General features: G+C 73.1%; 14 protein-coding genes. 7 read left to right on the top strand and 7 right to left on the bottom strand.

What is annotated here, in order from left to right; translation table 11 throughout:
• Positions 1-312 precede the first annotated feature (312 nt).
• The 3 genes from helR (at position 313) to ABME02_RS08610 (ending at position 5,088) form a co-directional block, all read left to right on the top strand.
• Positions 313-2,619 (top strand): RNA polymerase recycling motor ATPase HelR, encoded by a 2,307-nt coding sequence (gene helR, locus ABME02_RS08600; protein WP_353814867.1) that lies wholly within the window; start codon positions 313-315, stop codon positions 2,617-2,619.
• A gap of 187 nt (positions 2,620-2,806) precedes the next feature.
• Positions 2,807-3,247 (top strand): Hsp20/alpha crystallin family protein, encoded by a 441-nt coding sequence (locus tag ABME02_RS08605; protein ID WP_155053148.1) that lies wholly within the window; start codon positions 2,807-2,809, stop codon positions 3,245-3,247.
• Between the two features lie 248 nt (positions 3,248-3,495).
• Entirely contained in the window at positions 3,496-5,088 is a 1,593-nt protein-coding gene (locus ABME02_RS08610; RefSeq protein WP_353814868.1) for a prolipoprotein diacylglyceryl transferase, read from the top strand.
• A 317-nt stretch (positions 5,089-5,405) separates the two neighbouring features.
• On the opposite strand, the gene ABME02_RS08615 is transcribed toward ABME02_RS08610, so the two are convergent.
• Entirely contained in the window at positions 5,406-5,822 is a 417-nt protein-coding gene (locus tag ABME02_RS08615) for a CBS domain-containing protein (protein ID WP_353814869.1), read from the bottom strand.
• Positions 5,823-6,078: 256 nt separating this feature from the next.
• Positions 6,079-6,678, bottom strand: coding sequence for a TetR family transcriptional regulator (locus tag ABME02_RS08620; protein ID WP_353814870.1), 600 nt, complete (start codon positions 6,676-6,678; stop codon positions 6,079-6,081).
• Positions 6,679-6,924: 246 nt separating this feature from the next.
• Here ABME02_RS08620 and ABME02_RS08625 point away from each other — a divergent pair, with 246 nt between their 5' ends.
• Together ABME02_RS08625 and ABME02_RS08630 are read left to right on the top strand one after the other, a co-directional pair.
• The gene (locus ABME02_RS08625; protein ID WP_353814977.1) at positions 6,925-8,265 is read left to right on the top strand and encodes an NAD(P)/FAD-dependent oxidoreductase; all 1,341 of its coding nucleotides are present in this window, start codon (positions 6,925-6,927) and stop codon (positions 8,263-8,265) included.
• A 119-nt stretch (positions 8,266-8,384) separates the two neighbouring features.
• Entirely contained in the window at positions 8,385-8,786 is a 402-nt protein-coding gene (locus ABME02_RS08630; protein ID WP_353814871.1) for a cupin domain-containing protein, read from the top strand.
• An 83-nt stretch (positions 8,787-8,869) separates the two neighbouring features.
• Here the strand turns inward: ABME02_RS08630 and ABME02_RS08635 are convergent, their stop codons facing one another.
• Positions 8,870-9,286, bottom strand: coding sequence for a CBS domain-containing protein (locus tag ABME02_RS08635; protein ID WP_353814873.1), 417 nt, complete (start codon positions 9,284-9,286; stop codon positions 8,870-8,872).
• 101 nt (positions 9,287-9,387) lie between these two features.
• Positions 9,388-10,326 (bottom strand): DUF1254 domain-containing protein, encoded by a 939-nt coding sequence (locus tag ABME02_RS08640; protein ID WP_353814874.1) that lies wholly within the window; start codon positions 10,324-10,326, stop codon positions 9,388-9,390.
• 222 nt (positions 10,327-10,548) lie between these two features.
• On the opposite strand from ABME02_RS08640, the gene ABME02_RS08645 reads away from it, so the two are divergent.
• Positions 10,549-11,955 carry an MFS transporter gene (locus tag ABME02_RS08645; protein ID WP_353814876.1) on the top strand — a complete coding sequence of 469 codons (1,407 nt, stop codon included), beginning with the start codon at positions 10,549-10,551 and terminating at the stop codon, positions 11,953-11,955.
• An 87-nt stretch (positions 11,956-12,042) separates the two neighbouring features.
• Positions 12,043-13,242, top strand: a complete 1,200-nt coding sequence (locus ABME02_RS08650) for a hypothetical protein (protein WP_353814877.1) — start codon at positions 12,043-12,045, stop codon at positions 13,240-13,242.
• Positions 13,243-13,257: 15 nt separating this feature from the next.
• Here ABME02_RS08650 and ABME02_RS08655 read toward each other — a convergent pair whose 3' ends face one another.
• The 3 genes from ABME02_RS08655 to ABME02_RS08665 form a co-directional block, all read right to left on the bottom strand.
• Positions 13,258-14,475, bottom strand: a complete 1,218-nt coding sequence (locus tag ABME02_RS08655) for an amidohydrolase family protein (protein ID WP_353814878.1) — start codon at positions 14,473-14,475, stop codon at positions 13,258-13,260.
• A 133-nt stretch (positions 14,476-14,608) separates the two neighbouring features.
• Positions 14,609-15,496, bottom strand: coding sequence for a bifunctional helix-turn-helix transcriptional regulator/GNAT family N-acetyltransferase (locus ABME02_RS08660; RefSeq protein WP_353814879.1), 888 nt, complete (start codon positions 15,494-15,496; stop codon positions 14,609-14,611).
• 123 nt (positions 15,497-15,619) lie between these two features.
• A complete protein-coding gene (locus tag ABME02_RS08665; protein WP_353814880.1) occupies positions 15,620-16,906 on the bottom strand; it encodes a family 43 glycosylhydrolase in 1,287 nt (428 codons plus the stop codon).
• Between the last annotated feature and the right edge of the window lie 67 nt (positions 16,907-16,973).

Genomic DNA, 16,973 nt, shown 5'->3' on the forward strand with positions numbered 1-16,973 from the left:
TCGCGGTCGTCCTGGCGGGTATGCAGGATGAGCCGGGTGACCCACGGCTCGGCTCGTCCTGCGTATACGTCCCGCCCGGACCCGGTCGGTGCTCATCGATGCTCGTCGTGAGTGGCTTCACACATACGACCCGGCAGGTCGCTCGGATGTGACATCCGGTCACTGGAGCAGTGGCGCGATGAGCGCCGCAGGCACGAAGAAGGGAGGCCGATCCGACCTCCCGCTTCCAGGATATCGCCGACCCCCCGTCTTGCCACAAGGCCCCGGTCAGGGCGCAGAATGGTCCGCCTCGACCGATCGGAGCCCACGTCCGTGACCACTGCCGGAACCCGCACTGCCTTCGACCTGCCCGACCGCCTCGCCGTCAAGGCCGGCCCCGACCTGATCGCGGACGACGATGCGCACTTCGCCCGCATCGCCGAGAGCCTCGACGACGCGATCGCCGACCTCGGCGCGCGCCTCGACCGCGTGCGCCGCGCCCCGGGCCGCTCCGGCCACGCCGCGCTGGAGCGCGACCTCGAGGTGCACCGCCTCGCCGCGCGCCTGAAGACCCTCCGACGATTCAGCCTCGACCTGTGCCTCGGCCGGATCGTGCCCGCGACGGCGGGCGCGGCCGGTGCCGGCGGTGCCGAGCGCGCGGCGCGGTCCGCCGAGCCCGTGTACATCGGACGGCTCGGGCTCACCGACCGCGACGGTCGGCGCCTCCTGGTCGACTGGCGCGCGCCCGCCGCCGAGCCGTACTTCGCGGCGACCCACGCCGACCCGATGGGGGTGGCGAGCCGACGCCGCTACCGCTGGACGCGGGGCCGCGTCACCGACTACTGGGACGAGGTCTTCACGCCCGGCGTATTCGACGCCGACGCCGACGCCGACGCCGACGCCGGAGCCGGAGCTGCCGCCGTCGCCCTCGACGACCAGTCGGCGTTCATCGCGAGCCTCGGCAGCAGCCGGTCGCCGCGCATGCGCGACGTGCTGAGCACCATCCAGTCCGACCAGGACGCGATCATCCGCGCCGGCTCGGCCGGCGCGCTCGTCGTCGACGGCGGTCCGGGGACGGGCAAGACCGTCGTCGCGCTGCATCGCGCCGCCTACCTCCTCTATGAGGACCCGAGGCTCCGCGGTCATCGCGGCGGGCTGCTCGTCGTGGGTCCGCACGAGCCGTACCTCGCCTATGTCGCCGACGTGCTGCCGAGCCTCGGCGAGGAGGGTGTGCAGACCTGCACGCTCCGCGACCTGGTTCCGGATGGCGCCTCCGCCGCCGTCGAGACCGACCCGGTCTCCCTTCGGTTGAAGTCCTCGACTCGGCTCGTCGACGCCGTCGAGCGCGCGGTCCGGTACTACGAGGAGCCGCCGAGCGAGGAGCTGCTGGTCGAGACGCCGTGGTGCGACATCCGCGTCGCCGCGGGCGACTGGGCACTCGCGTTCGATGCCGCCGCTCCGGGCAGCACGCACAACGAGGCGCGCGACGAGGTGTGGGGCGACCTGCTCGACCGCCTCGTCGAGCAGGTCGACGAGCGGGACGCCCCGTCGGCGCAGGTCCGCACCTGGCTCGCCCGCAGCGCCGAGCTGCGGACCGCGTTCCGTCGGGCCTGGCCCGTGCTCGACCCGGCGGGCGTCGTCGCCGACCTGTGGTCGGTTCCCGCCTACCTCCGGTGGTGCGCCCCGTGGCTCGCGTCCGACGAGGTCGACGCGCTGCAGCGTGCCGACGCGCGCGCGTGGACGACGGCCGACCTGCCGTTCCTCGACGCCGCCCGGCTGCGGATCGGCGACCCCGAGGCATCCGCCCGCCGGCGTGCGCGCGAGGCGGCGCTCGCCCGTCGCCGTCAGCGCATGGACGACGTGGTCGACTACCTGATCGGCGCCGACGACAGCGAGCTCGGGCTCATGTCGATGCTGCGGGGTGACGACGCCGCGGTCTCGCTCGTGGACGAGGCCGAATTGCCCGCCCTCGACCGTGACGAGCTCGCCGGCCCGTTCGCCCATGTCATCGTCGACGAGGCCCAGGAGCTGACGGATGCCGAGTGGACGATGCTCCTGCGCCGCTGCCCGTCGCGCAGCCTCACGATCGTGGGCGATCGCGCGCAGGCGCGGCACGGGTTCACCGAGTCGTGGGAGGAGCGGCTCGGGCGTCTCGGCTTCCGCGACGTCGACGTCGCGCCGCTGACGATCAACTACCGCACGCCGACCGAGGTCATGGCGGAGGCGGAGCCCGTGATCCGCTCGGCGATCCCCGACGCGAACGTGCCGACCTCGGTGCGCAGCACCGGCGTGCCGGTGACCCGCGCCCGGGTCTCGGAGCTCGGGTCGATCGTCGACGGATGGCTCGCCGCGAACGCCGACGGGATCGCCGCCGTCATCGGTGAGGCCGGCGCGGTGGCCGCGACCGCGAGGCCCGTGTCCGCGGACGCGCCGTCGCGGGTGCGCTCGCTGACGCCCGAGCTCGCGAAGGGGCTCGAGTTCGACCTCGTCGTGCTCGTCGAGCCCGAGCGGTTCGGCGACGGGATCGAGGGCGCGGTCGACCGGTACGTCGCGATGACGCGTGCGACGCAGCGGCTCGTCATCCTGACCGACGGGGATGCCGTCGCTCTCTCGAGCCGAGGCGGTGCGAATGCAGGATGAGCCGCCTCATGCTCGTGCCGCGGCATCCATGACCCGGCTCATCCTGCGAACGCGGCGCACCCGACCGGATGATCGCCCTCGGCGAACGACGGGTCCAAAGTCTTAGCACTCTCCATGCCGGAGTGCTAATCTCGGATCAAGTTGAGCCAAGGTGACTCAACTCTGGATCTCTTGAGAGGAGACGCTCATGGCAATGAGCTGGGACCCGTTCCGCGACCTCGACCGTCTCGCGGCGAGCATGATCGACTCGAGCCGAGGGCCGCGCATGATGCCGATCGACCTGCACCGCGACGGCGACCACTACGTCCTGTCCGCCGACCTGCCCGGGGTCGACCCCGGCTCGATCGACATCGACGTCGACGGCCAGCTGATGACCATCCGCGCCGAGCGCACGCTGCGCAACGACGAGAACGTCCGGTGGCTCGTGCACGAGCGGCCGAGCGGATCGTTCCTGCGTCAGCTCACCCTCGGCGAGGGCATCGACACCACCGGCATCAGCGCCCACTACGACAACGGCGTACTGAGCGTCATCATCCCGGTCTCCGAGCGCGCCAAGCCGCGCAAGGTCGAGGTGCGCTCCGCGGCGGACGACGTCGTGACGCCCGAGGTCACCTCCAGCGGGAGCTGACGCGGCGCGGCCGGCGAGCTTCGCCGGGCGGGCCGGCGGGCAGGCGGGGCGGATGCTGCGGCGTCCGCCCCGCTGCGGTGCGCGCACGAGTTCGCCGAACCGCGCGCAAGGGGGCAGCGGAGAATCGGTCGAAGCCGTACGATCGGCGTACGCGCGAGCCCGCGCCACCCGACCGCCACCGAATCCCGACCCCGCGACGCCCAGCAGTTCCGCCGAGACGACGCCCCCGATCCCCTCGGAGCATCCCGTTGAGAGCCCCCGCCGATGACGAGCCCATGCCCGACTTCGGCGAGCCCCGGGACGACGCCGACGACGCTCGGGCCGGCGGCCGCCGATCGCGCGCGGACCGGGCCGCCGACGAGGGCGCCGCGGTCGAGCGCGATCGCTGGGCCATGCGCGCGAGCGCGCATCCGGGGCGTCGGCCGCGTCGCCGAGCCGCGGCCATCACGTTCGATCCCGCCGACCACCAGGACCCCGACCGGCGCCGGTACTTCCTGAGCTCGCTGCAGCCGAGCGGCGACTACGAGGCCGTCATCGTCGCGATCACCGACGGCTCGAGCCGCCGGTATTTCAGCTCGCGCGACGGCTCGCACTTCATCGAGGTCGACGAGCTCTCGTTCGAGCAGCGCCGCAAGTCCGGCTCGCGCTCGATGCTCGAGATCGGCGAGCACGAGTTGCGCGAACTCGAGGGCGCGCTCATCTTCGTCCGGCCGCTCGACGGTCGCGACCCGATCGCCGAGGTCGCCGCGGCGAAGCAGGCATCGCTCGAGGCGACGCGTCCGATGGCGATCGTGCCGGTGGCCGCGGCCGAGGCGGTGGCGGCGTCGACGGCGGATGAGGCGACGACGGATGGCGCGACCGACGACGCGACGGCGGATGACGCGTCGACGGCCGACGAGCCGAACGACGACGACGCGGCCCTCGTGCCCGCGCCGAGCGACGAGGAGGCACCGGTCGACGACCCGGTGCCGGCGGCCGAGGGCGACGAGTCGAGCGCCGCACCCGATGCGAGGGCGGATGACGTGACCGACGACGGCGCGGCCGATTCGGCGCTCGCCTGGGCGGACGAGTCGACCGCTCCCGCGGACGAGACCTCCGAACCGCAGGAGCCGGGGCCGCGTCGGTCGACCTTCGAGCCGGTTGCTCCGGGCGCTCCACCGGATCCGGAGTCGAGCGACTCCGCCGAGGCATCCGTCGTGGGGGTGTTCGACCCGATCGAGGCTCCGCCGATCCCTCCGATCGCGCCGGCACCGCGGTACGTGTCCGAGTCCGTCGAATCCGCGGAGCCAGTCGAGTCCATCGAATCCGCGGAGGCGGATCCCGGGCCGCTCCGGGCTCCGGAACCCGAACCGGCACCCGCGCCGGCCGCGGCCCGACGGACCGCACCGCTCTCCACGCTCGACGCGGTGGCGCAGGTCGCGCTCGCGAAGGGCATCGCGTTCGCCGCGCACCGCGGGCAGCTCGACAAGAGCGGTACGCCGTACATCGACCATCCGGGCCGCATCGCCGAGCGATTCGACCCCGTGACCGACCCGATCGCGGCGGCGGCCGCCTGGCTGCACGACGTGCTCGAGGACACGCCGCTCACCTCGCGCGAACTGTTCGAGGCGGGGGTGCTGCTCGAGATCGTGGGCGTCGTCGAGCTCCTGACCCGCCGGCCCGAGGTCTCGCCCGACGAGTACTACGCGCGCATCCGGCGGCATCCGGTCGCGCTTCGCGTCAAGCTCGCCGACATCGACGACAACACCGCGCCGTGGCGGCTGCGCCGGCTCGAGTTCGCCAAGCAGCAGCGCCTCGCCGAGAAGTACCGGCACGCGCGCCGAGCGCTCGGCGTGGACTGAGGGAGCTCCGGGACCTTCGCCCCGTGCGGTGCCCGCCCGCGCGCGAGTAGTGTGTGCTCCGCGTCCGGCCGAGCCGTGAGACAAGAGCGGGAGCACCGGGTTTCAGGCGGCCTTCCCTTCGGGGCTGCGCCAAGCAGAGCACGGCTGGTCCCACCCGCCGCCGGACGCCACGGAGGAGCGCCCTGCGCGCCGGAGCCGCCGCGCCGGGCGCCGTCGACATCGACCACGGGCCGCGCGGACGACGTGCCCGCGCGGCGTGCCGTCGGGGTCGGTCGAATCGCTCATGTCGCGCCTCCTTGGTTCGGGTCCGGGCGAGTTCACGGCACCGAGATCTCCTCGACCGTGCGCCCGGTCGTGAGGTCGGGCAGCGTGCGGGCGATGTCGGCCTGCGCGATGATGCCGACCAGGTCGTGCCCGTCGATGACGGGCAGCCGGCGGATCTGGTGGTGCTGCATCATCCGCGGCGCTTCGCGTATGTCGTCATCGGCGCCGATCGTCACGGGCTTGCCCTCGGCGAGGGTTCCCGCGGTCATGCTGCCGGGATCCGCGCCTTCGGCGAGGCACTTCACGACGATGTCGCGGTCCGTGAGCATGCCCATCAGCTTCGAGTCGTTGCCGCAGATCGGCATCGACCCCACGTCGAGGTCGCGCATGATCCGAGCGGCTTCGACGAGGTTCTGGTCCTCGTTCACGCAGGTCGGGTCCGGGCTCATGATGTCGCGTGCCACGGTCATGTCTTCGTCCCTTCCACGATCGTCGGTCCCACGATCGTCGGTCGCGATCGTCCGGGCAGGCTACGCGGCGATTCCCGCCGCGGCACGGGGGTTGACGATCGGGTCGCTCGCGCCCACCATGGCCGGGGCCCCGCGAGTCCCGTCGCCGGAGCCCCGCCGCCCGCGAGTCCCGTCGAATGGCGACCAGCGCCGCCGTTGCGCGGGACTCGCGCGGAGCGGCGCGCCGCCGCGGCCCCGGCGCAGCGTGAACCGCGCGTCAGGCGGATGCCGCAGCATCCGCCCGATCGAAGACGAGCACGCGCAGCAGCAGCTCGAGCGAGTGCTGCACCCGCTCGTCGGGCCAGCCCTCCGGGTCCTCGACGGACTTCACCTCGTAGCCGCGGCAGTAGAGGTAGAGGATGTCGGCGATGCGCGCGGCCTCGGCGCGATCGGCGGCACGGGCGCTCTCGAGGAACGAGGCGTACGTGGCATCCGTCACCGACCGCAGCAGGTGGTACGCGCGGTCGTGGCCGGCGCGCACGTCGGCGATGACCTCGATCCAGAGGCTGCGGAACACCGACTCCTCGGGGGAGGAGGTGCACATCCAGCGCGTGAGGGCGGCGAGCCGCTCGACGCCGAGCAGGCCGCCGAGTTCGTCGCGACGTTCGTCGTCCCAGCGGCCACGGGCGAGTTCGAGCGCGTTCGCCATGAGCTCGGCGCGGCTCGGCACGAAGTGCGTGATGAACGCGGTCGAACGCCCGAGCCGTTCTGCGACCGCGCGCAGGGTGACGGCGTGCGTGCCGCGTTCCTGCGCGACGGCGACGGTCGCCCGCGCGATCTCGGCGAGGCGTTCAGCGGTGTCGACTTCGGCCGGCAACGGCGGCTCCCTTCGGCCTGGGCGGATGCCGCGGGGTGCGCGGCGCACGTGCGCGTGCCGGGTCTCGGTCCGACGCCGGCAGGAGCGCGGGGCGGATGCCGCGACATCCGCTCGTTGACATCCCGACGGGCACCACACTAACGTCGCTGCAGGCGTTGTCAAACAGTGTTTGAAAAAGATGGAGGGCACGTGGCCGCGAGCAGCGAGGTCGTGAACGGGGTCTCGAACGGCGGAGTCTCGTTCTGGATGCAGCAGGTCGGCGTGCCCGCCGAGCGCCCGCCGCTCGCGGGCGACCTCGACGTCGACGTCGCGATCGTCGGCGGCGGCTACACCGGACTCTGGACCGCGTACTACCTCAAGCGCGACCAGCCCGACCTCCGCATCGCGGTGCTCGAGCAGCGCTTCGCCGGGTTCGGCGCGTCGGGCCGCAACGGCGGATGGCTCACCAACTCGGTCACGGGCGGCCGCGAGCAGTACGCGGAGAGCCACGGGCGCGATGCCGCGATCGCGCAGCAGCGCGCGCTCAACGAGACCGTCGACGAGGTCATCCGCGTCGCGGCCGCCGAGGGCATCGACGCCGGCATCCACAAGGGCGGTGAGCTCGAGGTCGCGACCGCCCCGGCCCAGCTCGCGCGCCTGCGCGCCGCCGCCGCGGCCGAGCGCGAGTGGCCGTCGACGGACGTCGAGGAGCTCGACGCCCGCGACACCGCGGCCCGGGTCAACGTGTCGGGCGTGCTCGGCGGGCTGTGGCATCCGCACTGCGCCCGCGTGCACCCCGCGAAGCTCGCGCTCGGGCTCGCCGCGGCCGTCGAGCGCCTCGGCGTGACCATCTTCGAGGCCACGCGCGTGACCGAGATCGTGCCCGGCGAGGCGCGCACCGAGCACGGCACCGTGCGCGCGGCGCATGTCCTGCGCGCCACCGAGGGATTCACGCCGAACCTCGCCGGCGAACACCGCACGTGGCTGCCCATGAACTCGTCGATGATCGTGACCGAGCCGCTCGCAGCATCCGCCTGGGACGAGATCGGCTGGAACGGCCGCGAGACCCTCGGCGACTTCGCGCACGTCTACATGTACGCCCAGCGCACCGCCGACGACCGCATCGCGTTCGGCGGTCGCGGCGTGCCCTACCGCTACGGCTCGCGCGTCGACGTCGACGGCGCCACCCAGCCGCGCACCATCGAGAGCCTCACCGCGCTGCTGCACCGGTACTTCCCGATGACGACGGATGCCGCGATCGAGCACGCCTGGGCGGGCGTGCTCGGCGTGCCGCGCGACTGGGCCGCGACCGTCGGCCAAGACCAGGCGACCGGACTCGGCTGGGCCGGCGGCTACGTCGGCACGGGCGTCACCGCGACGAACCTCGCGGGGCGCACCCTCCGCGACCTCGTGCTCGGCCGCGACACCGAGCTCACCCGCCTGCCGTGGGTGAACCACCGCGCGAAGCGCTGGGAGGTCGAGCCGCTCCGGTGGCTGGCCGTCCAGGCCATCTACACCGCCTACCACGCCGCCGACCGCGCCGAGCTGCGCGGCCGCGCCACGACGTCGCCGATCGCGAAGGTCGCCGACCTCGTCGCCGGGCGCTGAGAGTTCGTCCCCACCCCGAATCGTTCGCGCATGAGAATTCGGACATGGGGCCGCTGTGCGGCCGCATCGGGCGGATTCTCATGCACGAACTGCCACGCCTGAGAGAGGAACCCGTGTCCGTGACTCCTGAATCGAAGGACCGAGCGGATGCCGCGGCATCCGGCTCGCCCGCGCCTGTGCCGACGATCGCCGCGACCCGACCACTCGATCTCGACCTCGGTGCGCCCGCGCCCAAGCCGACCGCGCTGACCCGGGTCGTGCTCGAGGCGAGCGCGTCGATCTGGGCGGCCTCCGGCCTCGACGTCGGCTACTGGGAATGCACGCCCGGCCGCTTCACCGCCGTGCGCGACGGCTACACCGAGGTCTGCCAGCTCCTCGCCGGCCGCGTGACCATCGAGGTCGACGGTGCGGCGCCGGTCACCCTGTCGGCGGGCGACACCCTCGTGATGCCGAGCGGATGGCGAGGGGTCTGGGACGTGCACGAGACGGTCCGCAAGCTGTACGTGATCGTCGACGACTGAGCGCATCGCGCCGGGATCGACGGCGCTGGACGCGCCTCCGGGTGCGCGCCGAGCCGCAGCGGACGCTGCGGGCGAACACCGGATCAGGACGCAGGACCGTGCGCGACGTCCTCGGCGGAGCCGTCATCCGCCTGGCGACGTGCGACGTCCGCCAGCGTGATGACCCCGACCAGGCGACGTCCGTCGACGACGTGCAGGGTCCGGATGCGGCGCTGCTGCATCATCCCGATCGCCTCACGGATGTCGCGATCCACGCCGATGGTCGCGGGCGTGCCGCAGGCGAGCTCCCCGACTCGGGTCACGTTCGGGTCGGCGCCGTCCGCGACGCACGTCGTGACGATCTCGTGCTCGGTGAGGACCCCGCGCAGCAACTCCTCGTCGCCGCACACCGGCAGCGAGCCGATGTCCAGGTCCCGCAGGATCCGCGCCGCGTGCGCGACCGACTGGCTCTCCGTCACGTACGCGGGGTCGGGGGTCATCAGGTCTCGTGCGAGGGTCATGATCCCTCCCTTCGACGTTCGTTCGGGTGCGATCGGGGATGAGGGTACGCCGATCGCGACCCGGCTGCGCCGGGGTTGACGCGCGCGACGACCGGCGTACCCTACGCGGGCTCGGCCGACGGGAAGGCCCAGCTCCCGTCGACGACCTCCGGGTGCGGCCGGTACATGCGCACGATGTAGTTCCAGCCGTCCATGATGCCGATCCGGTTCGGCCGCCCGTCGTCGGGGCCGCCGAAGTTCACGGTGACGCTGCCGTCGTCGTTGGGGGTCGCGATGACGCTGTTCACGCTGATGAGCCCGTCGGTGGCCTCCATGTAGCCCGCCGGGTTGTAGACCGTGATCGACCAGAACGCGTCGACGGGCACGTCGCGGACCGTGAGCGCGTACGCACCGACCGGAAGCTTCGGCTCGACGTTGAGGTAGAACGCCTCGGACGCCGGCAGCCCGCCCCATCCGGCGGCCGTCCCCAGCAGGTGATGCACGGGGTCGACCTCGCCGCTCCGGCCGAACGCATTGGTGAATCCGCTGACGCCGCGCGCGAGTTCGAGCAGCGCGTTGCGTGTCGCGGTGAACGAGGCGTCGTCGTACTCCGGCATGGGGAACGCGTCGCCGGTCGGGGCATCGAGCACGAACCCGTCCTGCAGAGCGTTGACGGCGGCGATGTCGGCGTCGTCGGCGGGGTCGACGAGCACGCGGGGCACGAGCACGGTCCACTGCGTGCCGACGTCGTCGGCGGCGATGCGGTGCTCGCCGGGGTCGCGGAAGATCAGCGGGATGTAGTGGTCCTGGTTCACCACCATGACCGACAGGTAGCGGTCGCCGGCGTCGGGCAGCGTCAGCGTGACCCCGTCCGACACGTCGACGACTGCCATGCTGTAGAGCGTGTCGCGGTTCTGCCGGATCACGGGCTGGTTGTCGATCGGCGTCGGCACGCGGTTGTGGACCCACCTCCCGGTACCGCCGGCCTGGGCCGCGAGCGCCGCGAACATGCGGTTCGTCTCGGCCCGCACGAAGTTGTCGACAGTGACCTGCTCGGCCATCGGCTCATCCCCCTGATCCATGGACGGTCGCGCACAGCCTAGGGGCAGGTCGGATGCGCCGGTGGGACCTCCGGCCCTGTGCGGCGGTGCCGCACTCCGGGTGGCGGCTCGCGTCATCCGCGGTTCGCCCCGCCGGGCCCGTTCGCCGCGTCGGGCCGATCGACGGCGTCCGGCAGGCTGCATCCGGCAGGCTGCATCCGACACCGAAGTACCGTGGAACGCGTGAACCCGCCCACGCCTCCCGCGCCGACCCGGGTCGGCGTGCGCGGCGGTGCCGCCGTCGCCGGCCTCGTGTTCGCGACGTTCGGCGCCGTGCTGCCGCAGGCGATGAGCGCGCCGACGCTCGCACTCACGGCAGAGTCGTACGGCACGAGCGTCGCCGAGTCCAGCTGGGCGCTCACCGCGACGCTCATCGTCGCGGTCGCCTCGACGCCGGTGATCGGCCGGCTCGGCGACGCGTTCGGGGCTCGACGGATGCTGCTGATGCTGCTGCCCGTCGTCGCGATCGGCCTCTCGATGGCCGCGCTCGCCCCCGACCTGGGCTGGCTGATCGCCGGCCGCGCCGTGCAGGGTCTCGCCGGCGGGACGTTCCCGCTCGCGATCGCGTGCGTGCCCCACGTCGTGCCCGAGCGCCGCCGCGCCGCCGCGGTCGGCCTCGTCACCGCGACCTTCGCGACCGGCACGGGCTTCGGCGTCGTCATCGCCGGGCTGCTCGTCGACCACGTCGGCGTTCGGGCGCTCTCGTGGGTGCCGCTCGCGTTCCTCGCCGCAGCCGAACTGCTCATCGCGGTGTCGCTCCCGCACATCCCGACGCACCCCGACGTGCACCTCGACGTGCGGTCGGCGCTGCGACTCTCGCTCGGGCTCGCGGCCCTGCTCGTCGCCCTCACCGAGGCGCCGCAGTGGCCGCTGCCTGCGCTCGCCGTGGCCGGATGCCTCGCGCTCGGCGCCGGCCTCATCGCGGCCTGGCTCGTGCGCGAGCACCGCAGCCCCGATCCGCTCGTCGATCCGCGCACGCTCCGGCGTCGGGGTGTCTGGTCGACGCACCTGACCGCGATGCTGCTCGGTGCGACCCTGCTCGGGAGCTTCGTGCTCCTGCCGGCTTTCGCGGAGGCGCCCGCCGAGACGGGGCGCGGGCTCGGGCGCACGGTGACGGATGCCGCGCTGCTGCTCCTCCCGGCCTCGCTCGCGATGCTCGCGGTCGGGCCGCTGTCCGGGGTGCTTCGCCGCCGGATCGGCACCCGCGCGCCGGTGCTGCTGGGCGCCGTGACCGCGGCTGCCGGCGGGGTCGTGATCTTCGCCGCGACGCGCGACTTCGCGGCGCTGCTCGTCGGAACCGTGCTGCTCGGTGCGGGCATCGCCGTCGCCTCGGCGGGGATGGTCAACGTGCTCGTCGACCAGGTGCCCGACGACGAGGTCGGCGTGACGACGGCGGTCAACGTCGTCGCGCGCCAGATCGGCGGCGCGCTCGGCGCCGCGGGCGTGGCGGCGGCGCTCGCCATCGGCGGCGCCGGCCCCGAGGTCGTGGACTACGGCGGGGCGTTCGCGGTGCTCGTCGTGCTGGCGGGGCTCGGCGTGCTCGCGGCGCTGCTGATCCCGGCGCGCGCGAGCACGGACCCGGCGGCGTGACCCGTTCGGGGGGATGACGCTTCGCTTCGGCGGAGGAGTAGCTTGCGGCTGAGTGGCACGAATGCTCGCGCCGAGGCGGGAGATCTCATGGAACTCGCTGCTGCATCCACCGCAGGCGGACTGGGCACCGCCGTCCTGCCGCTCGTCGCGCTCGCCGCCTCGGTCGTCGCGGCGAGTGCGGTGGGATCGCTCGTCGTCGCCTGGCTCCAGAAGCCGCGTGGCGAACCCGACGCGTCGCTCGTCGACGTGGACTCGGTCGGGCTGCTCCCCGTCGGGTTCGTCTCGGGCTCGGCGTCGAACCGATGGCTTCCGGCCAAGGTCGTCGAACTCGCCATCGCCGGCACGATCACCATCGAGGACCGCCGGGGAGCCGACGACCGCGGCGATCCGGAGGACGCGGCCCGGAGCATCCGCCTCGTCTACGCGGGCGACCTGCCGGTCTCGGTCGCCCACCCGGTCGACCGCGACTCGGGCGACCTGGTGCTCGGGGTCTTCGGTCCGGGGGCCACCGGGACCACGTATGTCATCGCGCACGGCGCGACCGTGCCGGTCGACCGCGTCGTCGTCCGCAACGGCGATCTCCAGCGGGCGACGCGTCGCCGCTTCGAGGAGGCCGCCGAGCGGTATCGGGAGCGGCGACCGGCCACCCGGTTCCGAGTGGCGACGGTGGCCGGGATCACCGGCGTGGTGCTCGGATTCGTCGGGCAGTTCGTCGGTCACGGCGCGGACGACTCGCTCGCGTGGACCGCGCTCGGGATCGGAGCGGCCGCACTCGCCCTCCGGGCCGTGCTGCCCCGCTGGATCCCGCTCAACGCCGACGGTCTCGAGTTGCGGAACCGGGCGAACCTCCGTCGTGAACGGCTCGCCGCCGCGGATCTCCGCGACCCGGCCGTGGCCGCGACGGAGCTGCCCTGGGCCGTGCTGTTCGGCCAGGACGAGGTCGTCGAGCGGGCCGCCGCTTCGCTGGCGCGGCCAGGGACCGAGGTCGGATGGTACGCGTCCCCGGTCCCCGGGACGCCCGACCGGCTGTCGTCGGGCCTGGCGGCGCTGAGCGCCGCCCTCGCCCAGCCGATCACGCTCGGCGGCCGGGACGACGGGCGGTTCGGCGTCCCCCTCATCGATCAGTACCGGATGAAGACCGACTTCGGCTACTTCGGCGACGGCCGGGCCGGGGGCGGCCTGATCTACGGCGACGCGGCGGGTGCCGGACCCGACGGGTTCGGCGGATTCGACGGCGGGTTCGACGGGGGCGGGTTCGACGGCGGAGGCGGCGGCGACGGGTCGTGAGGTTCGCGGCGCCGGTCAGCTGCCGATGAAACGCCTCCCGTAGAGCGCCTCGGCGTTGCGCCACGCGATCCCCTCCGCGACGCGGATCGCCTCGTCGACCGGCCAGTCGTGCTCCGCGACGTACTCGCCGAGCACGCGCACCGAGGCATCTCGCCACAGCCGTGCACCGAGCAGCACACGCTCGGGCACGCCCCACGCGTCGGTCGAGAACAGCACGCGCGAGAACGGCGCGAGGTCGAGCGCCTCGCGCACGAGCGCGAGGGCGTTCGCCCCGAGGACGCCGACCGCGAGCCCCACGTCGAGGAACACGTGCGGAAACACGTGGGCGAGCCAGCCCGCCTCGCGCACGTACGGGTAGCAGTGCAGGAACGCGATGCGCCCGCCGGTGCGCGCCGTCGCCGCGACGAGCGCCTGCATGCCGGCGGGGTTCGCGCGCGCGAGCACGAGGTCGGCGTCGCCGAACCCGGAGTGGACCTGCAGGACCGCACCGCGCTCGAGCGCCCACCAGATGAGGTGGCGGATGATCGCCGGGTCGGTGAGGCGAGGGCGAGCGGATGCTGCGGGGCCGGCGTGCGCGGTCCCCTCGACGGATGCCGCGGGGCTGACGGAGGTCGGGTGCGCGTGCGTCTCGGCGAACCACGCGTCGGCGGCCGAGCGCACGTCGACGTCCGTCGGCCGTGTCGGGTCGAGTTCGAGCCCGCAGCGGTGCGCGGCCACGGTCTTGAAGCCGACCGCCTCGACCTCCGCGCGCTCGAGGGCGGGCCCGAGCCGCTCGACGAACTCGCCGCCCGACGCGCTCTCTGCGAGGACCGCCTCGGCGATCGTCTCGAGCCGTGCGACGCGATGGATCGGTGCCGCCGCGAGCTCCGCCATCCGCTCGTCGGCCATCAGGAGGTCGGGGCGGTGCCCGTCGTCGACGAGGTACGCGGTGATGCCGGCTGCCCGGAGGAGGCGTCGGGCGACCTCGTCGGCGCCGAGGTCGCGACGTGCGGCGAGGTAGTCGGCGGGGCTCGCGAACGGCGGCAGCCCGAGGATCGGCGCGCAGTGGCGCCGCAATGCGAACCCCTGCCCGCTGTCGAACACGTCGGCCGATGATGCGGGGCGCTCGGCCTGCGTGAGTGCGCCCAGCAGGTCGGCCTCGGTCGGGTCGGGCAGCATGCCGTGCGCATGGTGGTCGACCAGCGGCATCCGCTCGATCGCCTCGGCCAGGTGCTGCACGGTCTCCGCGCCCATGCCGCGATCCTCTCGTGATCGGGCCGCCACCGCGAGGCCGCGCGAGCGTGCCGCATGAGAATCCGGCAGATGGATGCTCCACCGCGCGTCTCGCCCGGATTCTCATGCACGAAGGCGAGGCGGGCCGCCGAGGCTACGCGAGCCGCTTCTCGAACCAGAAGTCGGCGTACGGCTCGCCGTTGAAGTCGGGGATCTCGTCGTAGCCGTGCGAGCGGTACATCGCGATCGCCTCGGTGAGCGTGCGGTTCGTGTCGAGCCGGACGACCCTCGCGCCGAGCCGCAGCGCGGCCGCCTCGACCTCGCGGAGCAGCCGCGCGCCGACGCCCATCCCGCGCGTGCTCGCCGCGACCCAGAGCCGCTTGATCTCGGCGGGCTCGTCGCCGTGCAGCTTGAGGCCGACGCAGCCGACCGGTTCGCCGTGCAGGAACGCGACGAGGAACGTGCCGTGCGGCTCGCGGAACTCATCGTCGGGCGTCGGCCGAGTGCGGGCAGGGTCGAAGCCGAGGTCGAACCGGCTCGCGAGCTCGGTGAAGTAGGCGGCGACGCTCGCCCGCGCCGCGGCATCGGCCGGGTCGACGACGCGGACCTCGACGGCCGAGGCCGTCATGAGTCGCTCGACCTCGTCCATCGCGGCGAGCAGGCGCTCGCGTTGTCGATCGGTGAGCGGGCCGAGGATGCCGCCGACGAGGGCGTCCGACGACCGGTCGAGCTCGGCGCGCTCCGTCACCCCGTCGTGCGTGAGGCGGGCCACGCGCACGCGCGAATCGTCGGGGGAGGCCGCCACGTCGACCAGCCCGTCGGCCTCGAGCGCGCGCAGCTGCCGGCTGAGGTAGCCCGAGTCGAGCTCGAGCCGTTCGCGCAGTGCGCGGAGCTCGGCCCCCGCACCGTTCGACGCCCCGATCTCCCACAGGAGCCGGGACTGGCCGAGCGGTCGGCCGCGAGAGAGGTACCCGTCGTCGAGCGCGCCGATCCGCTCCGTGACGGTGCGGTTGAAACGCCGCACCCTGGCGATGTCGTCCATATCTCTGACTCTAGTCAGATATCTGGACGATGCACAGCGGCGTCCCCGGTCGACGAGGGTGGGTGCGGTGCAGGGGGCGGGGGAGCGAGGCCATCCCCGCCCCCGGCACCGCAGTCGGTGGCGTCAGGAGTGACCGGGGCGCCGCTGCACGTAGAGCCGGTTCCCTTCCGGGCCCGTCCACTCCATCCGCACGACGCCGGGCACGGCTGCGTCATCGATGCGCGAGGGGTCCGACCAGTAGCCGGCATTGGGATTGCGGAAGAACGTGGCCCAGGGCTTGCCGCCGTGGTCCGTGAAGAGGTTGTTGTGCCCGGCACCGACGCCAGCGTTCCAGCGCGGCGAGTACGGACCCTCGAACGAGTCCGCCACGGCGACGACGGCGTCGTACTGGTACTGGGTTCGACCCGGCGCGGGCGGGTCGTACGCGTAGCGGACGCTGCCGTCGGCAGCGACGGACGTGCGGTCCCATGCGGCGTGCATGAGGTAGTACTTCCCGCCGTATTTGAACACGTAGGCGCCCTCGAGGTACGGCTCGGGTGAGTAGGGCGTCTGCTGGAACTCCGGCAGGCCGGACGAGGGCACGATGTCCTCCATGTCATCGCGGAACTTCGCATACTCGTCGTTGTGCAGCACGAGCCACGCATCGTCGCCCTCGGTGTACATGCTGCCGTCGATGTGGTGGTACGCGCCGGGCGCGATGAACGCCGGCCCGCCGACGAAGGGGTCGCCGAACGGCTTCTCGAGGTTGCCCTCGACCACGCGGTACGGGCCTTCGATGCCGCCCTCGCTCACGAGCATGAACGAGCCGACCTTCTGCGAGTGATCGCCCATGCACGCGACGATGTACCAGGTGTCCTTGAAGTAGTGGAGCTCCGGCGCCCAGACCTGGCCCCGCTTGCCGAACCGTGCGTCGTACCAGTACTCCTGCCACGGGGCGACGACCGTGCGCCCTGGGCGGTTCTCGTCGACGAACTCGGGCGACCACACCTTGCCGCGCTCGGCGCCCGGCCGAACGGCGGTCGTGTCGGCCAGTCGCCACGGTCCGCGAAGCGACGGCGCCGTCCAGACGAAGATGCCGTCGTTCCACGGTGCCGCACGGTCGAGTTCGGGGACGCGCGTGGTGCCGGTGGCGACGTACAGGGGTTGCCCGTCGACCACGAAGCAGTTGACGTAGGTGTCGCGCATCCACACATGGCGGTCCTCCGGATCCCGGGGCCGGTGTTCGAGCGGCAGGATGAACGAGTTGTCGCCGCGCGGCCAGAGATCCGCACGAGTGTCGGCGATGCCGTAGGGCTCGGGGTCCGGCCAGTTCGGCGGGAAGGCGCTGCCGGAGGCGTTCACGGCAGGGTTGGCGTGTGCGGAGGCGGTCGGCAGCGCCGCGGCCGCAACGGCGCCGGTGACCCCGGCCAAGAACGCACGACGTCCTAGGCGGGCTCCGATCCCGGAGTTGTTCATCATCGAATCTCCCTCGTTGAGA

The sequence above is a fragment of the Agromyces zhanjiangensis genome (genome assembly GCF_040496055.1).
Taxonomy (GTDB): domain Bacteria; phylum Actinomycetota; class Actinomycetes; order Actinomycetales; family Microbacteriaceae; genus Agromyces; species Agromyces zhanjiangensis.

What these genes read in the sequence shown, in the direction of transcription:
- ABME02_RS08605 (WP_155053148.1), top strand. Translation starts at nt 2,807, where the DNA reads ATGGCAATGAGCTGGGACCCGTTCCGCGACCTCGACCGTCTCGCGGCG.
- ABME02_RS08615 (WP_353814869.1), bottom strand. Translation starts at nt 5,822, where the DNA reads ATGACCGTGGCACGCGACATCATGAGCCCGGACCCGACCTGCGTGAAC.
- ABME02_RS08625 (WP_353814977.1), top strand. Translation starts at nt 6,925, where the DNA reads ATGCAGCAGGTCGGCGTGCCCGCCGAGCGCCCGCCGCTCGCGGGCGAC.
- ABME02_RS08635 (WP_353814873.1), bottom strand. Translation starts at nt 9,286, where the DNA reads ATGACCCTCGCACGAGACCTGATGACCCCCGACCCCGCGTACGTGACG.
- ABME02_RS08640 (WP_353814874.1), bottom strand. Translation starts at nt 10,326, where the DNA reads ATGGCCGAGCAGGTCACTGTCGACAACTTCGTGCGGGCCGAGACGAAC.
- ABME02_RS08650 (WP_353814877.1), top strand. Translation starts at nt 12,043, where the DNA reads ATGGAACTCGCTGCTGCATCCACCGCAGGCGGACTGGGCACCGCCGTC.
- ABME02_RS08655 (WP_353814878.1), bottom strand. Translation starts at nt 14,475, where the DNA reads ATGGGCGCGGAGACCGTGCAGCACCTGGCCGAGGCGATCGAGCGGATG.
- ABME02_RS08660 (WP_353814879.1), bottom strand. Translation starts at nt 15,496, where the DNA reads ATGGACGACATCGCCAGGGTGCGGCGTTTCAACCGCACCGTCACGGAG.